This window comes from Sphingomonas sp. Leaf21, assembly GCF_916858675.1.
Lineage (GTDB): Bacteria > Pseudomonadota > Alphaproteobacteria > Sphingomonadales > Sphingomonadaceae > Sphingomonas.
This window is the reverse complement of record NZ_CAKASM010000040.1, coordinates 1-16,045: the sequence shown is the minus strand read 5'-3', so window position 1 is coordinate 16,045 and position 16,045 is coordinate 1. Positions and strand designations below refer to the sequence as shown.

The following is a 16,045-nucleotide window of genomic DNA, read 5'->3' as shown; positions in this document are numbered from 1 at the left end:
CGCCCGTCCCATCCGCCTTCACGCGCGGCTTCACATTGTAATCCAACACCCGCTTCACGGGCACGACGATCTTCATCGCGGTTCCTTCCCGGCCGAATGGCCTGTCATGCCGCCGTCTTAAGCGGCCTTGCGAGTGCATCGCAAGCGTTCAGCCCGACCAACGAGAAAGGGGCCCGGACGTTTCCGTCCGGGCCCCTCTATAATCGATCCGTCAGGGTCGAAGGCGCGGATTACGCGACCTTCTGCACCTCGGCCACGATCTTCTTGGCGGCGTCGCCCAGATCGTTGGCGGGAACGATGGCAAGACCCGAATTGGCCAGGATTTCCTTGCCCTTCTCGACGTTCGTGCCCTCGAGGCGGACGACCAGCGGAACCTGCAGGTTCACTTCCTTCGCCGCCGCGACGATGCCGTCGGCGATGATGTCGCAGCGCATGATGCCGCCGAAGATGTTGACCAGGATGCCCTTCACGGCGGGGTCGCTCAGGATGATCTTGAACGCCGCGGTGACCTTCTCCTTGTTGGCGCCGCCGCCGACGTCGAGGAAGTTGGCCGGGAACATGCCGTTCAGCTTGATGATGTCCATCGTCGCCATGGCCAGGCCCGCGCCGTTGACCATGCAGCCGATGTCGCCGTCGAGCTTGATGTAGGCAAGGTCGTACTTCGACGCCTCCAGCTCCATCGCGTCCTCTTCGGTGGTGTCGCGCAGTTCCATCAGGTCCTTGTGACGGAACATGGCGTTGCCGTCGAAGCCGACCTTGGCGTCGAGCACCATCAGCTTGCCGTCCTCGGTGACGGCGAGCGGGTTGATCTCGATCTGCTCGGCATCGGTGCCCAGGAAGGCGGCATACAGCTTCGACGCGACATTGGCGGCCTGCTTGGCGAGGTCGCCGGTCAGCTCCAGCGCGGCGGCGACGGCGCGGCCGTGATGCGGCATGAAGCCGGTCGCGGTGTCGATGTCGATCGAGTGGATCTTCTCGGGCGTGTCATGCGCCACGGTCTCGATGTCCATGCCGCCTTCGGTCGAGGCGACCATCGAGACGCGGCCGGTCGCGCGGTTGACGAGCAGCGCGAGGTAGAATTCCTTCGCGATGTCGACGCCGTCGGTCACGTACAGGCGGTTGACCTGCTTGCCAGCCTCGCCGGTCTGGATCGTCACCAGCGTGTTGCCCAGCATGTCGGTCGCGGCCGCGCGCACTTCGTCGGCGGTCTTGGCGAGGCGGACGCCACCCTTGGCGTCGGGGCCGAGTTCCTTGAACTTGCCCTTGCCGCGGCCGCCCGCATGGATCTGCGCCTTGACGACGTAGAGCGGTCCGGGGAGCTTGGACGATGCCTCGACGGCCTCCTCGACGGTCATCGCGGCGAAGCCGGCGGGGACGGGCACGCCGAACTTGGCGAGCAATTCCTTGGCCTGATATTCGTGGATGTTCATACGCTAGCCTTCCGCCTCTCGGGTGGTTCTAGGGAAATTGGGTGCGGCTAAAGCACAGGCTGCGGCACAAATCCAGCCCGAAACGGGCTTATTGCAAATGCATCGCAGATGCGACACCGTCGACCGCAAGCCGTTGGATGATCGCGACGAACGGAATCGCGCGCAAATTCGTCGCGGGCACGCTATATGGGCGACATGCACTGGGCTATCGGTATTCTCCTGTTCCTCGCCACCGTGATCTTCATGGAGGGATTCGCCTATGCGGCGCATCGCTGGATCATGCATGGGCCGGGCTGGTTCCTTCATGAAAGCCATCACCGGCCGCGTACCGGCAATTGGGAGCTGAACGACCTCTATGCCGCGATCTTCGCGGTGCCGTCGTTCGTGATGCTGCTGGGCGGCGCGCAGCTCGGCTGGTGGCCAGGCTTCATCTGGATCGGGGCGGGGATCGCCGCCTATGGCGCGATCTATTTCGGCTTTCACGACGTGATCGTGCACAAGCGGCTGCCGAGTCGGTATATGCCCAAATCGGACTATATGAAGCGGATCATCCAGGCGCACCGGCTGCACCATGTCGTGGAGACGAAGCAGGGGACGGTCAGCTTCGGCTTCCTCGTGGCGCCCCGGCCCGAGGCGTTGAAGGCGGAACTGAAGCGGCGTTCGCGCGCCGGGGTGCGGCGTCCGGTGGGTGTCGCATCCGAAGGGGATGCGATGTTGTCGGAAAAGTAACCTTCTTTCGATAAAGGGGGCGTTATGGAAAAACCGGTCTTCACCCCGCCGTTCGAGCCGGTCGCCGGCCAGGATCTCCGCCGTTCGCTGCGCCAGGCGGTGCGGATGCGCGCGCATCTGCGCGACAAGGGGCAGACCCGGTTCGAGATCGATGTCGTCGACCTGTCACCCGAGGGCTTTCGCGCCGAAACCAGCTTTACCCTGTGGCCGGGCACGATCGTCTGGCTGACGGTGCCGGGCCTCGCGCCGCTCGAGGCGGTGATCGCGTGGCGTGACCGGTTCAAATATGGCTGCGCCTTCTCCAAGCCGCTGCACCCGGCGGTGTTCGAGCACATCGTCGGCCTGGGGAATCGCTGAGGCGGTTCGTTTCCCTCGCGGTGAGCGGGGGGCGTCCGCGTCGACAGCCCCCTGTTACCGTCAGTCGAACAGGCTCGACACGCTGGTTTCATCCGCGATCCGCTTGATCGCCTCGCCGAGCAGCGGGGCGATGGGCAGGTGGCGGATCTTGGTCGTCGCGCCGATCGACTCGTGATTGCCGATCGAGTCGGTGATGACCAGCTCGCGCAGCTCGGACCCCTCGACCCGCGCCACCGCGCCGCCCGACAGCACGCCATGGGTGACATAGGCGAGGACATCCTCCGCGCCCGCCTGGCGCAGGGCCGCGGCGGCGTTGCACAGCGTGCCCGCCGAGTCGACGATATCGTCGATCAGGATGCAGAAACGTCCCTCGACATCGCCGATGATGTTCATCACCTCCGACTCGCCCGCACGCTCGCGGCGCTTGTCGACGATGGCGAGCGGCGCGTTGTTCAGCCTCTTGGCGAGCTGCCGCGCGCGGACCACGCCGCCGACGTCGGGCGACACGACCATGAGGTTATCGTTCTTGAAGCGTGCCAGGATATCCGCCGACATGACCGGCGCGGCATAGAGATTGTCGGTCGGGATATCGAAAAAGCCCTGGATCTGACCGGCATGGAGGTCGACCGACAGCACGCGGTCGGCGCCCGCGACGGTGATGAGGTTGGCGACCAGCTTGGCCGAGATCGGCGTGCGCGGGCCGGGCTTCCGGTCCTGGCGGGCATAGCCGAAATAGGGGATGACCGCCGTGATACGCCGGGCCGATGCGCGCTTCAGCGCGTCGATCGAGATCAGCAATTCCATGAGATTGTCATTGACCGGATAGCCGGTCGACTGGATCACGAACACGTCCTCGCCGCGGACATTTTCCTGGATCTCGACGAAGATTTCCTCATCGGCGAAGCGACGCACCAGCGCCTCGGTCAGCGGAACCTCCAGATAGGAGGAGATCGCCTTGGCCAGCGGCAGGTTCGAATTGCCGGTCATCAATTTCATGCGTGTACCCCGTCCCCGCAGACAGTCCGTAATCGCCGCCCCTTTAATAGCGCTGTCACAATAGCGCAAAGGCGATTCCCCGATTATGGGCGGGGCCATGACCGTGACCCGTTTCGCCCCATCGCCCACCGGGCGGCTGCATGTCGGCAATATCCGCACCGCGCTGCACAACTGGATGTACGCGCAAAGCACCGGCGGACGCTTCCTGCTGCGCATCGATGATACCGATGCCGAGCGCAGCGAGGAAGCGTATGTCGACGCGATCCGGGCGGACCTGGCCTGGCTGGGACTGAACCCGGATTCGGAGGTTCGCCAGTCGCAGCGTTTCGCGCTGTACGAGGCGCGGTTCGCCGAACTGGTCGCAAGCGGGCATGTCTATCCGGCGTATGAGAGCGCGCAGGAACTGGACCTCAAGCGCAAGATACAGCTCGGGCGCGGCCTGCCGCCCGTGTACGACCGCGCCGCACTCGCCCTGACCGAGGCGGATCGCGCCAGGCTGGAGGGCGACGGCGTCCGCCCGCATTGGCGCTTCAGGCTCGACCATGGCGCCCCGATCGAATGGGATGACGCGGTGCGCGGTCCCCAGCGCTTCGACCCCGCGACGATGAGCGATCCCGTGATCCGCCGCGCCGATGGAACGTGGCTCTACATGCTGCCTTCCGTAATCGACGACATCGACATGGGCGTGACCCAGGTCGTGCGTGGCGAGGACCACGTCTCCAACACCGCGCTTCAGATCCAGATGTTCCGGGCGCTGGGCGCGGAGCTGCCGCGCTTCGCCCATGCCGCGCTGCTGACCGGCAACGAGGGCAAGCTGTCCAAGCGGCTCGGTTCGCTGGGCGTCGATCACTTCCGCGAGATCGGGATCGAGCCGCAGGCGGTACGCGCGCTGCTCGCGCGGATCGGGACGAGCGATCCGGTCGAGCCGGTCGCCGACATGGCCCCGCTGATCGCCGGATTCGACTTCGCCCGCTTCGGCCGCGCGCCCGCGCGCTTCGACGAGGCCGAACTGGCGCAGCTCAACGCGCGCATCCTCCACCAGACGCCCCATGCGGCGGTGGCCGACCGGCTGCCCACGGGCATGGGCGAGGCGGAGTGGGAGGCGGTTCGGCCGAACCTTTCCACGGTCGCGGAGGCCGCCGACTGGTGGCAGGTGATCGAGGGGCCGGTCGACGCGCCCATGCCGTCCGAAGAGGACCGGGCCTATCTGGTTCAGGCGGCGGAGGTCGCGGGGCGGATCGACTGGGCGGAAGATCCCTGGCACGCGCTGACCGCCGCGCTGAAGGAGGCGACGGGGCGCAAGGGCAAGACGCTGTTCCTGCCGCTGCGACTGGCGCTGACCGGTCGTGCCCAGGGGCCGGACATGGCCGCGCTGCTGCCGCTGATCGGGCGCGAGCGGACGATCGCTCGGCTGAGCGCCTGATTCGCCGATCGGCCTTTCATTACCGCATCCCCTCGCCCACATAGGGCCGAGCAACACGTAAAGGAGCGTCTTTTGGCCACGTTGGGAATGTCGCCCGCCGACAAGGAAGCCGTCACCGCCTTCCGCCGGGATGTCGTCGAGCCGTCGATGACCAAGCTGGTCATCCTCGACTTCTGGGCGGAATGGTGCGGCCCGTGCAAGGCGCTGGGCCCCACGCTGGAGAAGATCGCCGAGGCCTATGCCGACAAGGGCGTGGTGCTGGCGAAGATCGACACCGACAAGAACCAGTTCATCGCCAACCAATTCCAGATCCGCTCGATCCCGACCGTCTATGCGATGTTCCAGGGCCAACTGGTCGCCGACCTGACCAGCGCGCGCACCGAAAGCGCGCTGCGCGCGACGCTGGACCAGTTGCTCAAGCAATTGCCGATCCAGTCGGAGGCGACGGACGCGGCGGCGGAGCTGGAACCGCTGATCGCGATGGGCGAGGAAGTGCTGGACGCCGGAGACGCCGAGCGTGCGGTGTCGATCTTCGAGCAGTTGCTCGACATGGCGCCCGATCATCCCGCGGTACTGTCGGGGCATATCCGCGCGCTGCTGGGCGCCGGACGGGCGGCGGAGGCCGAAGCCGCGGCCGAGGCGCTTCCCCAGGATCTCGCCGATGATCCCGCCATCCACCGCGCGGTAGCCGCGATCGCGCTTGCCCGTTCGGCTCCTGCGGCGGCCGACCATGCCGATCTCGCGGCCGAGGTCGCGGCCAACCCCGACGACCACGAGAAGCGGTTCGCGCTGGCGAACGCGCAGATGGCGGCGGGCGACCGGGACGGCGCGGCGGACAACCTGCTCCACATCGTCGCCGCCGACCGCGCCTGGAACGAGGATGCCGCGCGCCAGCAGCTCCTGAAGCTGTTCGAGGTCGTCGGCATGACCGATCCCTGGGTGTCGCAGCAGCGGCGGCGGCTGTCCGCCATCCTGTTCGGATAAGGCGGGTGGCGCGGCTCTCGATCTTTCCGCTGGCGGGCGCGATCCTCTTTCCGGGGATGCCGATGCCGCTGCATATCTTCGAGCCGCGCTACCGGGCGCTCGTTTCCGACGCGATGGCGCGCGACCGGCGGATCGGCATGGTCCAGCCATCGGGCGACGGCGATACGCCAAGTCTCTACCAGATGGGTTGTGTCGGCCGCATCGCCGAGGTCGAGGCGATGGAGGACGGTCGCTACAACCTGGTGCTGGAGGGCGTCTCGCTGTTCCGCATCCTCCGCGAGCTGGAGGTGACGACGCCGTTCCGCCAGGTCGAGGCGCAGCTCCTGCCGGTGGTGGAGGAGGATTTGCTGTCGCTGGGGCGTCGCGCCTCGCTCGAACAGGAATCGCGCCGTTTCGCCGAGTTGCAGGGCTATGCCGTCGACTGGGACGCGGTCGGGCGGCTGGATGACGAAAGCCTGGTCAACGGCATCGCGCAGATCGCCCCCTTCGACGTGGCGGCGAAACAGGCGCTGCTGGAAGCCCCCGATCTGGAGCAGCGCGCCGAACTGATCATCCAGCTCATGCAGTTTTTCGGACGCCATGACGGCGAGGATCGGGTGACGCTGCAATGAGCCTGGACCCATGGTTGCTCGAGCGGCTGGTCTGTCCGGTGACGCGGACGCCGCTGCGCTATGACGAAGCGGCACAGGAACTGGTGTCGGAGGCGGCCGGGCTGGCCTATCCGATCCGTGACGGTGTGCCGGTGATGCTGGTCGAGGAAGCGCGCGAGATCTAGCGCCTGCGGTACGGGGTTATCCCCACCCCCGTTCCGCGCGCGCGATATGTGCCCTTCGACTTCGATCGGTGCGAAAGCAAGGGGGGATACGGTCAGGGGATTGGAGGCCGAGCGTCACAGCAATCGCCCGACCAGCGCCACCAGCACGATGACCAGTCCCGCGACGCTGGAGTAGAAGGTCAGCGCGAAGCCGAACGCGCGTGCCGCGGCGCCGCGTGCGTAATTCGCCCAGAACAAAGTCCGTCCCACCGAGAATAGCGCCGCCAGCGCCGGGATCATCGCGCCCGATCCCTCCACCACCCAGGCGAGGGCGAGATAGGCGGGGATCGCCAGCACCACCTGTTCCAGCGTGTTGCGCAGCACCGCATTGGCGATTCGAACCCCTGGCGTCTCGATGCCGCCACCCGCCGCCGCGTCGATATCGGCGGGCGAATCGAATCGCCGTGCCGCGACATGCCCGATCGCCGCCGCCAGCCAGAGGGCCGCCACCGTCGCTGCCGCCACCGCGCGCAGCAGCCGGTCGGCGGGGGACAACAGCGGCCCGGCCGTCCAGCTTATCAGCAGGGTCAGCAGGACGACCGCCAGCGCGGCCGCCATGCCCTTCGCGACCCCGGTCTGGCGACGATCGCGGATCGGTGCGCGTAAGGGTCGGGTGGGGGTGTCAGGCCCAGGGATCATGGTGCGGGAAACGTCGAAGCGGGGTTTGGGATCCCGTCTGACACCATCTCGGGCGTGTCGCGCCCATCCTCTCCCGCCTGCGGGAGCGGCGTGTGCCGAGGTGCGCGCGGGGCCAGCCGGGAAACGCTCCCCTCCCGCAGGCGGGAGGGGATGGGGGAGGGGCCGATACTCTTCGGACCAACCCGTCCCAATTACACCATCACGCCCTGGAGCAGCCGGGGCAATTGTCCGGTTTCGCCGCGGGCTTCGGCCATGAAGCGGTTCTTGAGCGGCGGTATGTGATTGATCGCGCTGATGCCCAACCGCCGGACCGCACTCGCGGTCCTGCCGGGCACGCTGAAGATCCGGTTGAAGCTGTCGGTCGCGACCGAGACCATCAGCGTGTCGAGCCCGCGCCACTGCTGATAACGCTGGAGCAGTGCCGGATCGCCCAGGTCCAGTCCGGTCCGCTTGCCCTCGACCAGCACCTCGACCAGCGCGGCGACGTCCCGGTAGCCCAGATTGACGCCCTGCCCCGCGATCGGATGGATGCCGTGCGCCGAGTCGCCGACCAGCACCAGCCGGTCGCCCGTCATCGTCGCGGCGCGGTGGAAGCCCAGCGGATAGGCGGAACGCGGGCTCGCATGCGACAGCGTGCCCAGGAAGCCGCCCATGCTCTTCTCCGCCTCGGCCAGGAAGGCGCGGTCGGACAGCTTGAGCATCGCATCGCCGTCGCGCCCCGGCACCGACCAGACGATCGCCGAGCGATGCCCGACCTCGTCATCGGGCAGGGGCAGCAGTGCGAAGGGACCGGTGGGGTAGAAGATCTCGAACGCGATATTCTCGTGCGCGACCTCGTGGTGGAAGGCGCTGATGATCGCCTTGTGATCATAGGACCAGCGCGCGACCTTGATCCCGGCGGCGTCGCGGGTCGGCGACTGGCGTCCCTCGGCGGCGACGAGCAGCGGCGCGCGGACCGTGGAACCGTCGCTCAGCTGCGCGGTGACGCCCGCCGGGCCGCGCTCGACATGCGTGGCGCGGGTCTGCATCCGCAGGTCGACCAGATCCGCCTCGGTCGCGGTCGCATGGATCGCGCGGCGGAGCAGCTTGTTCTCGAACATCGTACCCAGCGCGCCGTCGTCGGCGTCGGGAATGAAGTCGAGCGCGCCCGGCTCCAGCCCGTCGCTGACCCGGATGTGGCGGATCTCGCAGCCCTGTCCCGCCAGTTTCGCGCCGATGCCGATCGCGTCCAGCATCCGCCAGCTCGCCGAGGCGACCGCCGAGGCACGGCCATCGAAGCCGGGGGCGAGTACGACCGCCGGGTCGGCGGGATCGACGATGACCGAGGAAAGGCCATGCGCGGCCAGCCCGACGCCGAGCGTCGCACCGACCAGCCCGCCGCCGAGGATGATGACGTCGCTATCCATAACCTTGCTCCTAGACCGTCGTGGCGCGCCGAACAATCGGGGGCGTGCCCCATGGCTTGACGTAGGAACCGTCAGGCGCGATGAATTTTCCCGCATTTTCGGACATTCCTGAAGGACGACACCCATGGCCAGCCGCGCGCAGCCCGTATTATGGCGCGAGACGGTGAAGGCGGGCGCGGTACGCAGTGGCGCATTGGTCACGGCCACCGCGCTGTTCGCGCTGACGCTGATGCTGGCTCTGGCGCTGGCCAGCTACCGGGCGAGCGATCCCGCGCTCAACACCGCCTCTGGCGCGGTGCCCGCCAATTGGCTGGGAGCCCCCGGCGCCTGGGTCGCCGATATCGCGCTGACCCTGTTCGGTCCCGCCGTCGCGCTGATCCTGCCGGTCGGGCCGATCGTCGCCACCCGGCTGTGGCGCGACCGCCCGGCGGGGCGCTGGGTGCGGATGCTGCGGCAGGCGGTGGTCGGCGTCGCGCTGATGGCCTGCGCCCTGTCGCTGGTGTCCGACTCGGCGGTGCTGGCGCTGCCCGCCGGATGGGGCGGCGTGATCGGCCTGTCGGTCGCCGGGCTCGTCCGCTGGGCGCTGGCGTTCGCCGGGCAGGCGGCGGTCGTGACCTGGGGATCGGCGGCGGCGGGGCTCGCCTTCGGCCTGGGCGGCGCGCTGATCTGGGGACGCAGCCTCGAACTCGATCTCGCCGAGCGTGGGCTGGCACGCCTGCGGCGGCGTCGCGCAGTCTCGGAGGATGGCGAGGCGCTGCCTTGGGACGACGAGGACGAGGCGCTGTATGACGACGAAGCAGAGGAAGAGGAGCCGCTGACCCTCGCGCGCAAGGCGGTGCCGGTGCGCGAGGATCGCCCCGCTCCCGTCATCGCCGACCGCCAGAGCGCGCCCGCGCCCGCCTCGACCCGCGCCAAGGCCTCGGCGGACCGCGACGCGCCCTATCAATTGCCGGGCATCGACCTGCTGACGCCTGCGCCGCCCAGTCCGGCGGGGACGATCGACAAGGCCGGGCTGGAGCGCAATGCCCGTCTTCTGGAAAACGTCCTCGACGATTTCCGCGTGCAGGGCTCGATCGTCGAGGTCCGGCCCGGCCCGGTCGTCACCATGTACGAGCTGGAGCCGGCACCCGGCATCAAGGCGAACCGCGTCATCGCGCTGGCCGACGATATCGCGCGCAACATGTCGGCCATCTCGGCGCGCGTCGCGGTGATTCCGGGGCGCAACGTCATCGGCATCGAACTGCCCAATGCCAAGCGCGAGATGGTGTCGCTGCACGAACTCGTCGATTCGCAGAGCTTCGAGGATCAGGCCGCACAGCTTCCGATCATCCTGGGCAAGAATATCGCGGGCGATCCGGTCGTCGCCGACCTCGCCCCCATGCCGCACCTGCTGGTCGCGGGTACGACGGGGTCGGGCAAGTCGGTGGGCCTCAACGGCATGATCCTGTCCTTGCTCTACCGCCTGACGCCCGAGCAGTGCCGGATGATCATGATCGATCCCAAGATGCTCGAACTGTCGATGTATGACGACATCCCGCATCTGCTGTCGCCGGTCGTCACCGATCCGGCCAAGGCGGTCCGCGCGCTGAAGTGGGCGGTCGAGACGATGGAGGACCGCTATCGGCAAATGTCCTCGGTCGGCGTGCGCAGCCTCGCCAGCTTCAACGACAAGGTGCGCGCGGCCAAGGCCAAGGGCCAGCCGCTCGGCCGCAAGGTCCAGACCGGCTATCATCCCGAGACCGGCCAGCCGGTCTATGAGGAGGAGAAGCTCGAGTACGAACCGCTGCCGCAGATCGTCGTGATCGTCGACGAGCTGGCCGACCTGATGATGACGGCGGGCAAGGAAGTCGAATTCCTGATCCAGCGGCTGGCGCAAAAGGCGCGCGCGGCGGGCATCCACCTCATCATGGCGACGCAGCGCCCCTCGGTCGACGTCATCACCGGCGTCATCAAGGCGAACCTGCCGACCCGGATCAGCTTCCACGTCACCTCGAAGATCGACTCGCGCACCATCCTGGGCGAGCAGGGCGCGGAGCAGCTGCTGGGGCGCGGCGACATGCTGTACATGCCCGGCGGCAAGGGCATCGTGCGCGTCCACGGCCCGTTCGTGTCGGACGACGAGGTGCACCGCGTCGCCGATCACTGGCGGTCGCAGGGGACGCCCGACTATATCTCGTCGGTCACCGAGGAACCGGCGGAAAGCTTCGCGCTCGACGGCGCGCCGACGGGCGAGGATTCGGCCGAGGACCAGCAGTACCGCGCCGCGATCCAGCTGGTATGCGAGAGCCAGAAGGCATCTACCTCGTGGCTCCAGCGGCAGTTGCGGATCGGCTACAACTCGGCGGCGCGGCTGATCGAGCGGATGGAAACCGACGGCATCGTCGGGCGGCCCGACCATGTCGGACGCCGCGAGGTGCTGCGCGATGCCGAGGGACATGCGATCTGAGGGGCACGGGATTCCCTTCCCCGGGGCCGATCGACATTCAAATATGCCTGTCCATCCCTCGCCCCTTGTGAGGGGAGAGGGGAGAATAAGCTGAATGTCGATCCGGCCTAAATCCCCGCCGCCTTCAGCGTCGCCGAATCGATATGCCAGCGTAGTTGCTCCGCACTGGCGCCCGGCACGTCGTTGACCCGGCGCACCACATATTGCCCGACGAAGCGCTGGCGTCGTCCGTCATCGAGTTGCGCGTCGACGGTGACGGGCACCGTCGCATAGATCGACCCCGCCGCACCCTCGCTCGGCGCCATCGGGCCGATCGTCACGCTGGTCGCGCGCGTGTCGGCGAACCCCTTCTGGAAATTGGCGTAGCGCTGGCCCGGCCGACCATCCGGGCCCCACTGGGTCCAGGCGGTGGAATAGTCATGGGCGTTGATCGCCGAGTAATAGCGCCGCACGACCGCGGCGGCGGCGGCATCGCTCCTGGGATCGACCGAACAGCCCGGCGTCGTCGCGGCATCGTCGCCGATCAGGGCGCAGCTTCGCGCGATCTCGTCCTCGATGATCGCACAGCTATTGACCGCGTTGCACGGTGGATGCGTGGCGGGCGACACCGAGGTGCAGATCTTCACCAGTCGCTGCGCCGCCGCCTGTCCTCGCTCGGCGGAGCAGGACAGGATGCCGACGGGCGCGGGGGAGGCGGCGGTCTTGATCGGGGCGGGGGATGCGGCCCCCTCGGGCCGGGCGGTCGTCGCCGGGGTCGCCATGTCCGTTACCGCCGCAGCGTCGTTGCGGGTCGGGCTCCCGTCACTCCCGCAGGCGGCGAGCGGGAGCAGCAGCGAACCAGCCAGCCAGCGGGCGATACGGGGTGCGGCACGGGTCATGGGGCAAGGCTCCGATGAAAGTGATCGCGATCAACGCCCGGTTCCCGCGACCGGCTCCACGGCCCGCCGCAAGCGCCGTCAGCGGGACAGCGCGATGAGCTGCGCGACGCCCTGGGTCTGCGTCTTGGCGAAGACGGCGGCGCGGTGATCCTCGATCGTCTTGGGCGACAGGCCGAGCAGCCCCGCCATCGCCTTGTTGCCATGCCCCTGGACCAGCAGCTCGAACACCTGCCGCTCGCGCGGGGTCAGGTCCGACAGGCGGCGCGCGGCGGCGCGGCGGTCGCGCGACCAGGCGATGCCCTCGACCAGCGAGGCGCACAGCCGGTCCTCGTCGATGGGCTTCTCCAGATAGTCGAGGCCGCCATGCCGCCGGACCGAATCGACCGCATGTGCGGTGGTCGGCCAGGCGGTCATGAACAGGATCGCGACATGGCGATCGATCGCGCGCAGCCGGTCGGCAAAGCCGAACCCGTCGAGGTCGCCCATCATCACGTCGCTGACCACCGCATGGGCGGGCCAGTCGGGATAGGCGTCGAGCAGCGCGAGGGGATCGTCGAACGCGCGCGCGACGATCCCCTGCCGCCCCAGCATCCGGGCGATCGCCGCGCCCAGATCGGCATCGTCGTCCAGGACATGCACCGTCGCGGGTGCATCGAGGTCCAGCGGGGAGGGCGGGCGACTGGGCATCAGCGAACCTCGATCAGCGGCAGGGAAAGCGTGGCCAGGACGGTCCCGTCGGCCAGTCTCATCCGGGTCAGCGTGCCGCCATGCGCCTCGACGATGGCGCGTGCGACATAGGTGCCGATCCCCATGCCGCCGTCCTTGATCCGCTGGTCGGCGTTGGCACGGTTGCGGACATGGATGACCGCGAGACCCGATGTTCCGGTCACGCTCAGGTGGATGGGCTCGGGCGCTTGTACGTCGCGCACCGCCTGGACCGCGTTGCGGACGAGGTTCATCACCGCCTGGGTCAGCTCGATCTCCTGCGCCATGACGATCCAGTCGGGATCGACGGGTGCGATGGTGACGGCGACCCCGGCCGCGCGCGCCTCCGCCTGGGCGAGGGCGGCGACCATGTCCATCAGCGCGGCGACCGCGACCGGCTGGAGCTGGTCGGCGGCGTGGCCACCGAACCGGCGCAGGCGGCGGATCAGCGTCGCCAGGTGCTCCACCTTGCGGTCGATCAGCGCGGCACCCCGCGCGACATCGTCGTCGCGCTCGGCGGTCAGTCGGTGCAGGTGGCGTGCCTCGATCGATAGCGTCGACAGCGGCTGGCTGACCTCATGGATGACCGCGACCGACATGGCGCGCAGCGTCTTCAGCCGCTCGGCCTGGAAGAGCAGCCGGTCCCGCCGCTCCAGAGAGGCGCGCGCGGTGGCCTGCGCATCGGCGAAGCTGCCCGCCAGATATCCGGCGATGACGATGGTCGCGAGCGCCAGGTGTCGTTGCAACCGCTCGGGCGTGTCCATCATTCCCGCCGTGTCGGGCAGCACGCGCAGGATCACGACGAGCAGCGCGAACCACGCCGCCGTCCGCCCGAAGCGCAGTCCGATCCAGGCCACCGCCACCAGCACCGGCGCGGGCTGCATCCCCAGGCCGGCGGCGGTCAGCACCCGCGCCAGCCCGATGCCGGAGAGCAGCACCGCCGCCGTCTCGACGATCGCGGCCAGGCGGGGCGGCGGGCGGCGTCGCCAGCCACCGCCGCCCTTCACCGCATCGGCGATCCACAGGACTGGCGGTGCGACGAACAGCGTGCCGAGCAGGTCGCCCACCGCGAAGGCGGCGAGCGATACGATGACCTCGCGCCCGTTGGTGACGCCGGTCAGCTCGGGATTGAACATCGCCTGCGGCACCGCGCTCAGCACCGCCGCGAGCGGGGCGAGCACGGCGGCGAGCCCGAACGGCATCGGCGCGGTGAACAGCTCGGCACGACGACCATCGGCCAGCCACCCGATCGCCGCGACCGTGACGCCATACGCCAGGACGGGCCGGACGATCCCGAAGAGCGTCATCGGCCAGGGCGCCTCGAGGAAGATCGCGGGGCTCAGCACCAGGTCGACCAGGATCTCGACCAGCGCGATCGCCGGGGTCAGCCGCGCCCCCCGCCGCCACATCAGCGCAAGGCGAAGTCCGGCGGCGGGAAACCAGAGCGAGTAAAAGCCGTTGCCGCCCCATGACGCGGCGAAATGATGCGCCGCACCGAACCCCAGGGCGTAGAGCGCCAGCGCACCCCAGTCCGCGCCATGGGGGACGAGGTGGCCGAGCGACCGATGGCTCGCCGGATAAGGGATGAGGGGCGGAGTGGGTGCGGGTTCGGGCGGGGCCGTCATCGGCTGTTGTCTGGGCCGCGAATGCCGATCACGGCATCCGGGAAAATTCCGGATCGACATTGTTTTCGGCCCTGCTTTCCTTTGCCTTGCGCCTGGGGCGAGGGGAAGAAGGGCAATCGGGCTCTATGCCCGATCGACATTCAACTATGTCTGTCCTTCCCTCGCCCCTCGTAGAGGGGAGAGGGGAGAATAAGCTGAAGGTCGATCTGGCCTAGATGGTCGGGGCGTTGGGTTGGGCGCTCGCCGGCGGCGTCGGGGTGGCGCCGTCGCCTGCCCCGGCCGCTTCCGGAGCGGGGTTGGTCATCGGCGTCGTCACGATCGGCGCGGGCGCGGTCACGGGAGTGACCAGCGCGGCATTCTCGATGAGGTCGAGCGCGCGGCGCGCCGCGACATAGCGCTGCGCGGCGTGTTGCCAGGCCTGCGCGGCTCCGGCACCGGGCAGGCGGGCGACTTCGGCGCGCGCGGCATCCACCTGTCCGCCGTCGAGCAGGCGGCGCGCGCGTGCCAGCCGGTCGGCGGGGTTGGAGGAGGGCGCGCTCGCCTCGCGGATCACGATCAGGCGGCCGAGTTCCTGGCGGAGTCCTTCCCACCAGCCATTGGTGCCGTTGAACACCAGATCGGGCGCCAGCGTGTCGAGCCCCTGGCGAAGCGTCTCCAGCGTCACGGGCTGGCGCGCGGTGGCGATCAGCACCGCGACGGCGCGCGGCTCGCTGGCACCGAAACGCTGTCGCACCTGTTCCTCGAGATAGCCCAGCGGCTGGCCACGATCGACCGTCCGGCGCGCCGCGGCGGCGACCAGGATCGCCTCGGCGCGACCCGCCTGGGCCCCCGCGGCGGAGGCGTCGGTGGAGATGGTCGCGGCGCGCGTCTCCAGCGCGGCGATCTGCGCGGCCAGTGCCGCCTCGCGCGTGGCGAGCGCGACCGGGTCGGTGGCGCCGTGCGCGGCATCGGCGGCGGGCGACCCGGTGGCGGCGGTCCCACCGGGCTTGGCGCCGGTCACCGCGCTCGTTCGCGTCGCCTGCGCGCCGCCGAACCAGGTCAGGTGGCGCATGGCATAGGCCATCAGGAGAAGACCGGCGGCGAAGGCGATCAGGATCAGCGCGATGGTCGCGCCCGTTCGGGGCCCGCGCGACGGCGGTCGGTCGGATGGCGCGAAGTCGTTCATGCCCCGCTTATCCCCGTGGCGGCTGTCCGGGTCAACGCCTGCGCCGCCGCGACCATCGCCTCGTCACGCGGCGCCCCGGCGATCCGGACAGCCCACCAGCCGGGGCCTGCCGCCGCCGCGACCTTGGCGCTGATCGCGACGATCGCGATCCCCCGCCGCGCGACGTCCGCGCGGTCGACCAGCGTCGCCAGTCGTTCGGCGGCCCGCGCCGAATGGAGCAGGACGATATGTCCCGTCAGCGCGGCGACGGCACGGGGCGCGATGGCCAGTGGTTCGGCGGCATAGACGACCCGGACGATCGCCCCGGTCTCGATCCGATCGCGCCCCGCAAGATGGAGCAGCCGCGTCAGGCCCAGCGCCCGCGCCTCGGCAACCACGGTGGCGGCGTCGTGGCCGCCGGTCAGGACGACCGTCAGCCCCGCCGCGCGCGCGGCGGCGGCGGTGGCGG

15 protein-coding genes and 2 pseudogenes are annotated in these 16,045 nt (G+C 69.0%); 7 read left to right on the top strand and 10 right to left on the bottom strand.

Features of this window, described 5'->3' with window-relative positions; translation table 11 throughout:
- Positions 1-76 (bottom strand): annotated as a pseudogene (locus LRP66_RS17815) (electron transfer flavoprotein subunit beta/FixA family protein); the annotation flags it as partial.
- Between the two features lie 154 nt (positions 77-230).
- Positions 231-1,430 carry an ADP-forming succinate--CoA ligase subunit beta gene (gene sucC / locus LRP66_RS17810; protein ID WP_058746346.1) on the bottom strand — a complete coding sequence of 400 codons (1,200 nt, stop codon included), beginning with the start codon at positions 1,428-1,430 and terminating at the stop codon, positions 231-233.
- Positions 1,431-1,625: 195 nt separating this feature from the next.
- Between sucC and LRP66_RS17805 the strand changes: the two genes are divergently transcribed.
- Together LRP66_RS17805 and LRP66_RS17800 are read left to right on the top strand one after the other, a co-directional pair.
- Positions 1,626-2,159, top strand: coding sequence for a sterol desaturase family protein (locus LRP66_RS17805; RefSeq protein ID WP_230483940.1), 534 nt, complete (start codon positions 1,626-1,628; stop codon positions 2,157-2,159).
- A gap of 24 nt (positions 2,160-2,183) precedes the next feature.
- Positions 2,184-2,516 (top strand): pilus assembly protein PilZ, encoded by a 333-nt coding sequence (locus LRP66_RS17800; RefSeq protein ID WP_230483939.1) that lies wholly within the window; start codon positions 2,184-2,186, stop codon positions 2,514-2,516.
- Positions 2,517-2,576: 60 nt separating this feature from the next.
- On the opposite strand, the gene LRP66_RS17795 is transcribed toward LRP66_RS17800, so the two are convergent.
- Complete coding sequence (locus LRP66_RS17795; RefSeq protein ID WP_230483938.1) at positions 2,577-3,512, bottom strand: ribose-phosphate pyrophosphokinase; 936 nt, start codon at positions 3,510-3,512, stop codon at positions 2,577-2,579.
- A 97-nt stretch (positions 3,513-3,609) separates the two neighbouring features.
- On the opposite strand from LRP66_RS17795, the gene gltX reads away from it, so the two are divergent.
- The 4 genes from gltX (at position 3,610) to LRP66_RS17775 (ending at position 6,694) form a co-directional block, all read left to right on the top strand.
- Positions 3,610-4,935 (top strand): glutamate--tRNA ligase, encoded by a 1,326-nt coding sequence (gltX, locus tag LRP66_RS17790; protein WP_230483937.1) that lies wholly within the window; start codon positions 3,610-3,612, stop codon positions 4,933-4,935.
- 87 nt (positions 4,936-5,022) lie between these two features.
- On the top strand, positions 5,023-5,919 hold the full coding sequence (locus LRP66_RS17785) for a tetratricopeptide repeat protein (RefSeq protein WP_230483942.1): 897 nt from the start codon (positions 5,023-5,025) through the stop codon (positions 5,917-5,919).
- Positions 5,920-5,924: 5 nt separating this feature from the next.
- The gene (locus tag LRP66_RS17780) at positions 5,925-6,530 is read left to right on the top strand and encodes an LON peptidase substrate-binding domain-containing protein (RefSeq protein WP_443026718.1); all 606 of its coding nucleotides are present in this window, start codon (positions 5,925-5,927) and stop codon (positions 6,528-6,530) included.
- Positions 6,527-6,694 (top strand): Trm112 family protein, encoded by a 168-nt coding sequence (locus LRP66_RS17775; protein ID WP_230483936.1) that lies wholly within the window; start codon positions 6,527-6,529, stop codon positions 6,692-6,694. The genes LRP66_RS17780 and LRP66_RS17775 overlap by 4 nt, the downstream gene beginning before the upstream one ends.
- A 114-nt stretch (positions 6,695-6,808) precedes the next feature.
- Here the strand turns inward: LRP66_RS17775 and LRP66_RS17770 are convergent, their stop codons facing one another.
- Together LRP66_RS17770 and LRP66_RS17765 are read right to left on the bottom strand one after the other, a co-directional pair.
- On the bottom strand, positions 6,809-7,291 hold the full coding sequence (locus tag LRP66_RS17770; RefSeq protein WP_230483935.1) for an MAPEG family protein: 483 nt from the start codon (positions 7,289-7,291) through the stop codon (positions 6,809-6,811).
- A 272-nt stretch (positions 7,292-7,563) separates the two neighbouring features.
- Complete coding sequence (locus LRP66_RS17765; protein ID WP_230483934.1) at positions 7,564-8,778, bottom strand: UbiH/UbiF/VisC/COQ6 family ubiquinone biosynthesis hydroxylase; 1,215 nt, start codon at positions 8,776-8,778, stop codon at positions 7,564-7,566.
- A 124-nt stretch (positions 8,779-8,902) separates the two neighbouring features.
- Here LRP66_RS17765 and LRP66_RS17760 point away from each other — a divergent pair, with 124 nt between their 5' ends.
- A complete protein-coding gene (locus tag LRP66_RS17760; RefSeq protein WP_230483933.1) occupies positions 8,903-11,224 on the top strand; it encodes a DNA translocase FtsK in 2,322 nt (773 codons plus the stop codon).
- A gap of 107 nt (positions 11,225-11,331) precedes the next feature.
- Here LRP66_RS17760 and LRP66_RS17755 read toward each other — a convergent pair whose 3' ends face one another.
- The 5 genes and pseudogenes from LRP66_RS17755 to LRP66_RS17735 form a co-directional block, all read right to left on the bottom strand.
- Positions 11,332-12,102 (bottom strand): hypothetical protein, encoded by a 771-nt coding sequence (locus LRP66_RS17755; RefSeq protein ID WP_230483932.1) that lies wholly within the window; start codon positions 12,100-12,102, stop codon positions 11,332-11,334.
- 78 nt (positions 12,103-12,180) lie between these two features.
- The gene (locus tag LRP66_RS17750; protein ID WP_230483931.1) at positions 12,181-12,789 is read right to left on the bottom strand and encodes a response regulator transcription factor; all 609 of its coding nucleotides are present in this window, start codon (positions 12,787-12,789) and stop codon (positions 12,181-12,183) included.
- On the bottom strand, positions 12,789-14,432 hold the full coding sequence (locus tag LRP66_RS17745; protein WP_230483930.1) for an ATP-binding protein: 1,644 nt from the start codon (positions 14,430-14,432) through the stop codon (positions 12,789-12,791). Before LRP66_RS17745 ends, LRP66_RS17750 begins: the two co-directional genes overlap by 1 nt.
- A 211-nt stretch (positions 14,433-14,643) precedes the next feature.
- Positions 14,644-15,597, bottom strand: a complete 954-nt coding sequence (locus tag LRP66_RS17740) for a hypothetical protein (protein ID WP_230483929.1) — start codon at positions 15,595-15,597, stop codon at positions 14,644-14,646.
- Positions 15,594-16,045, bottom strand: a pseudogene (locus LRP66_RS17735) (uroporphyrinogen-III synthase); the annotation flags it as partial. The gene LRP66_RS17740 and the pseudogene LRP66_RS17735, both read right to left, overlap by 4 nt.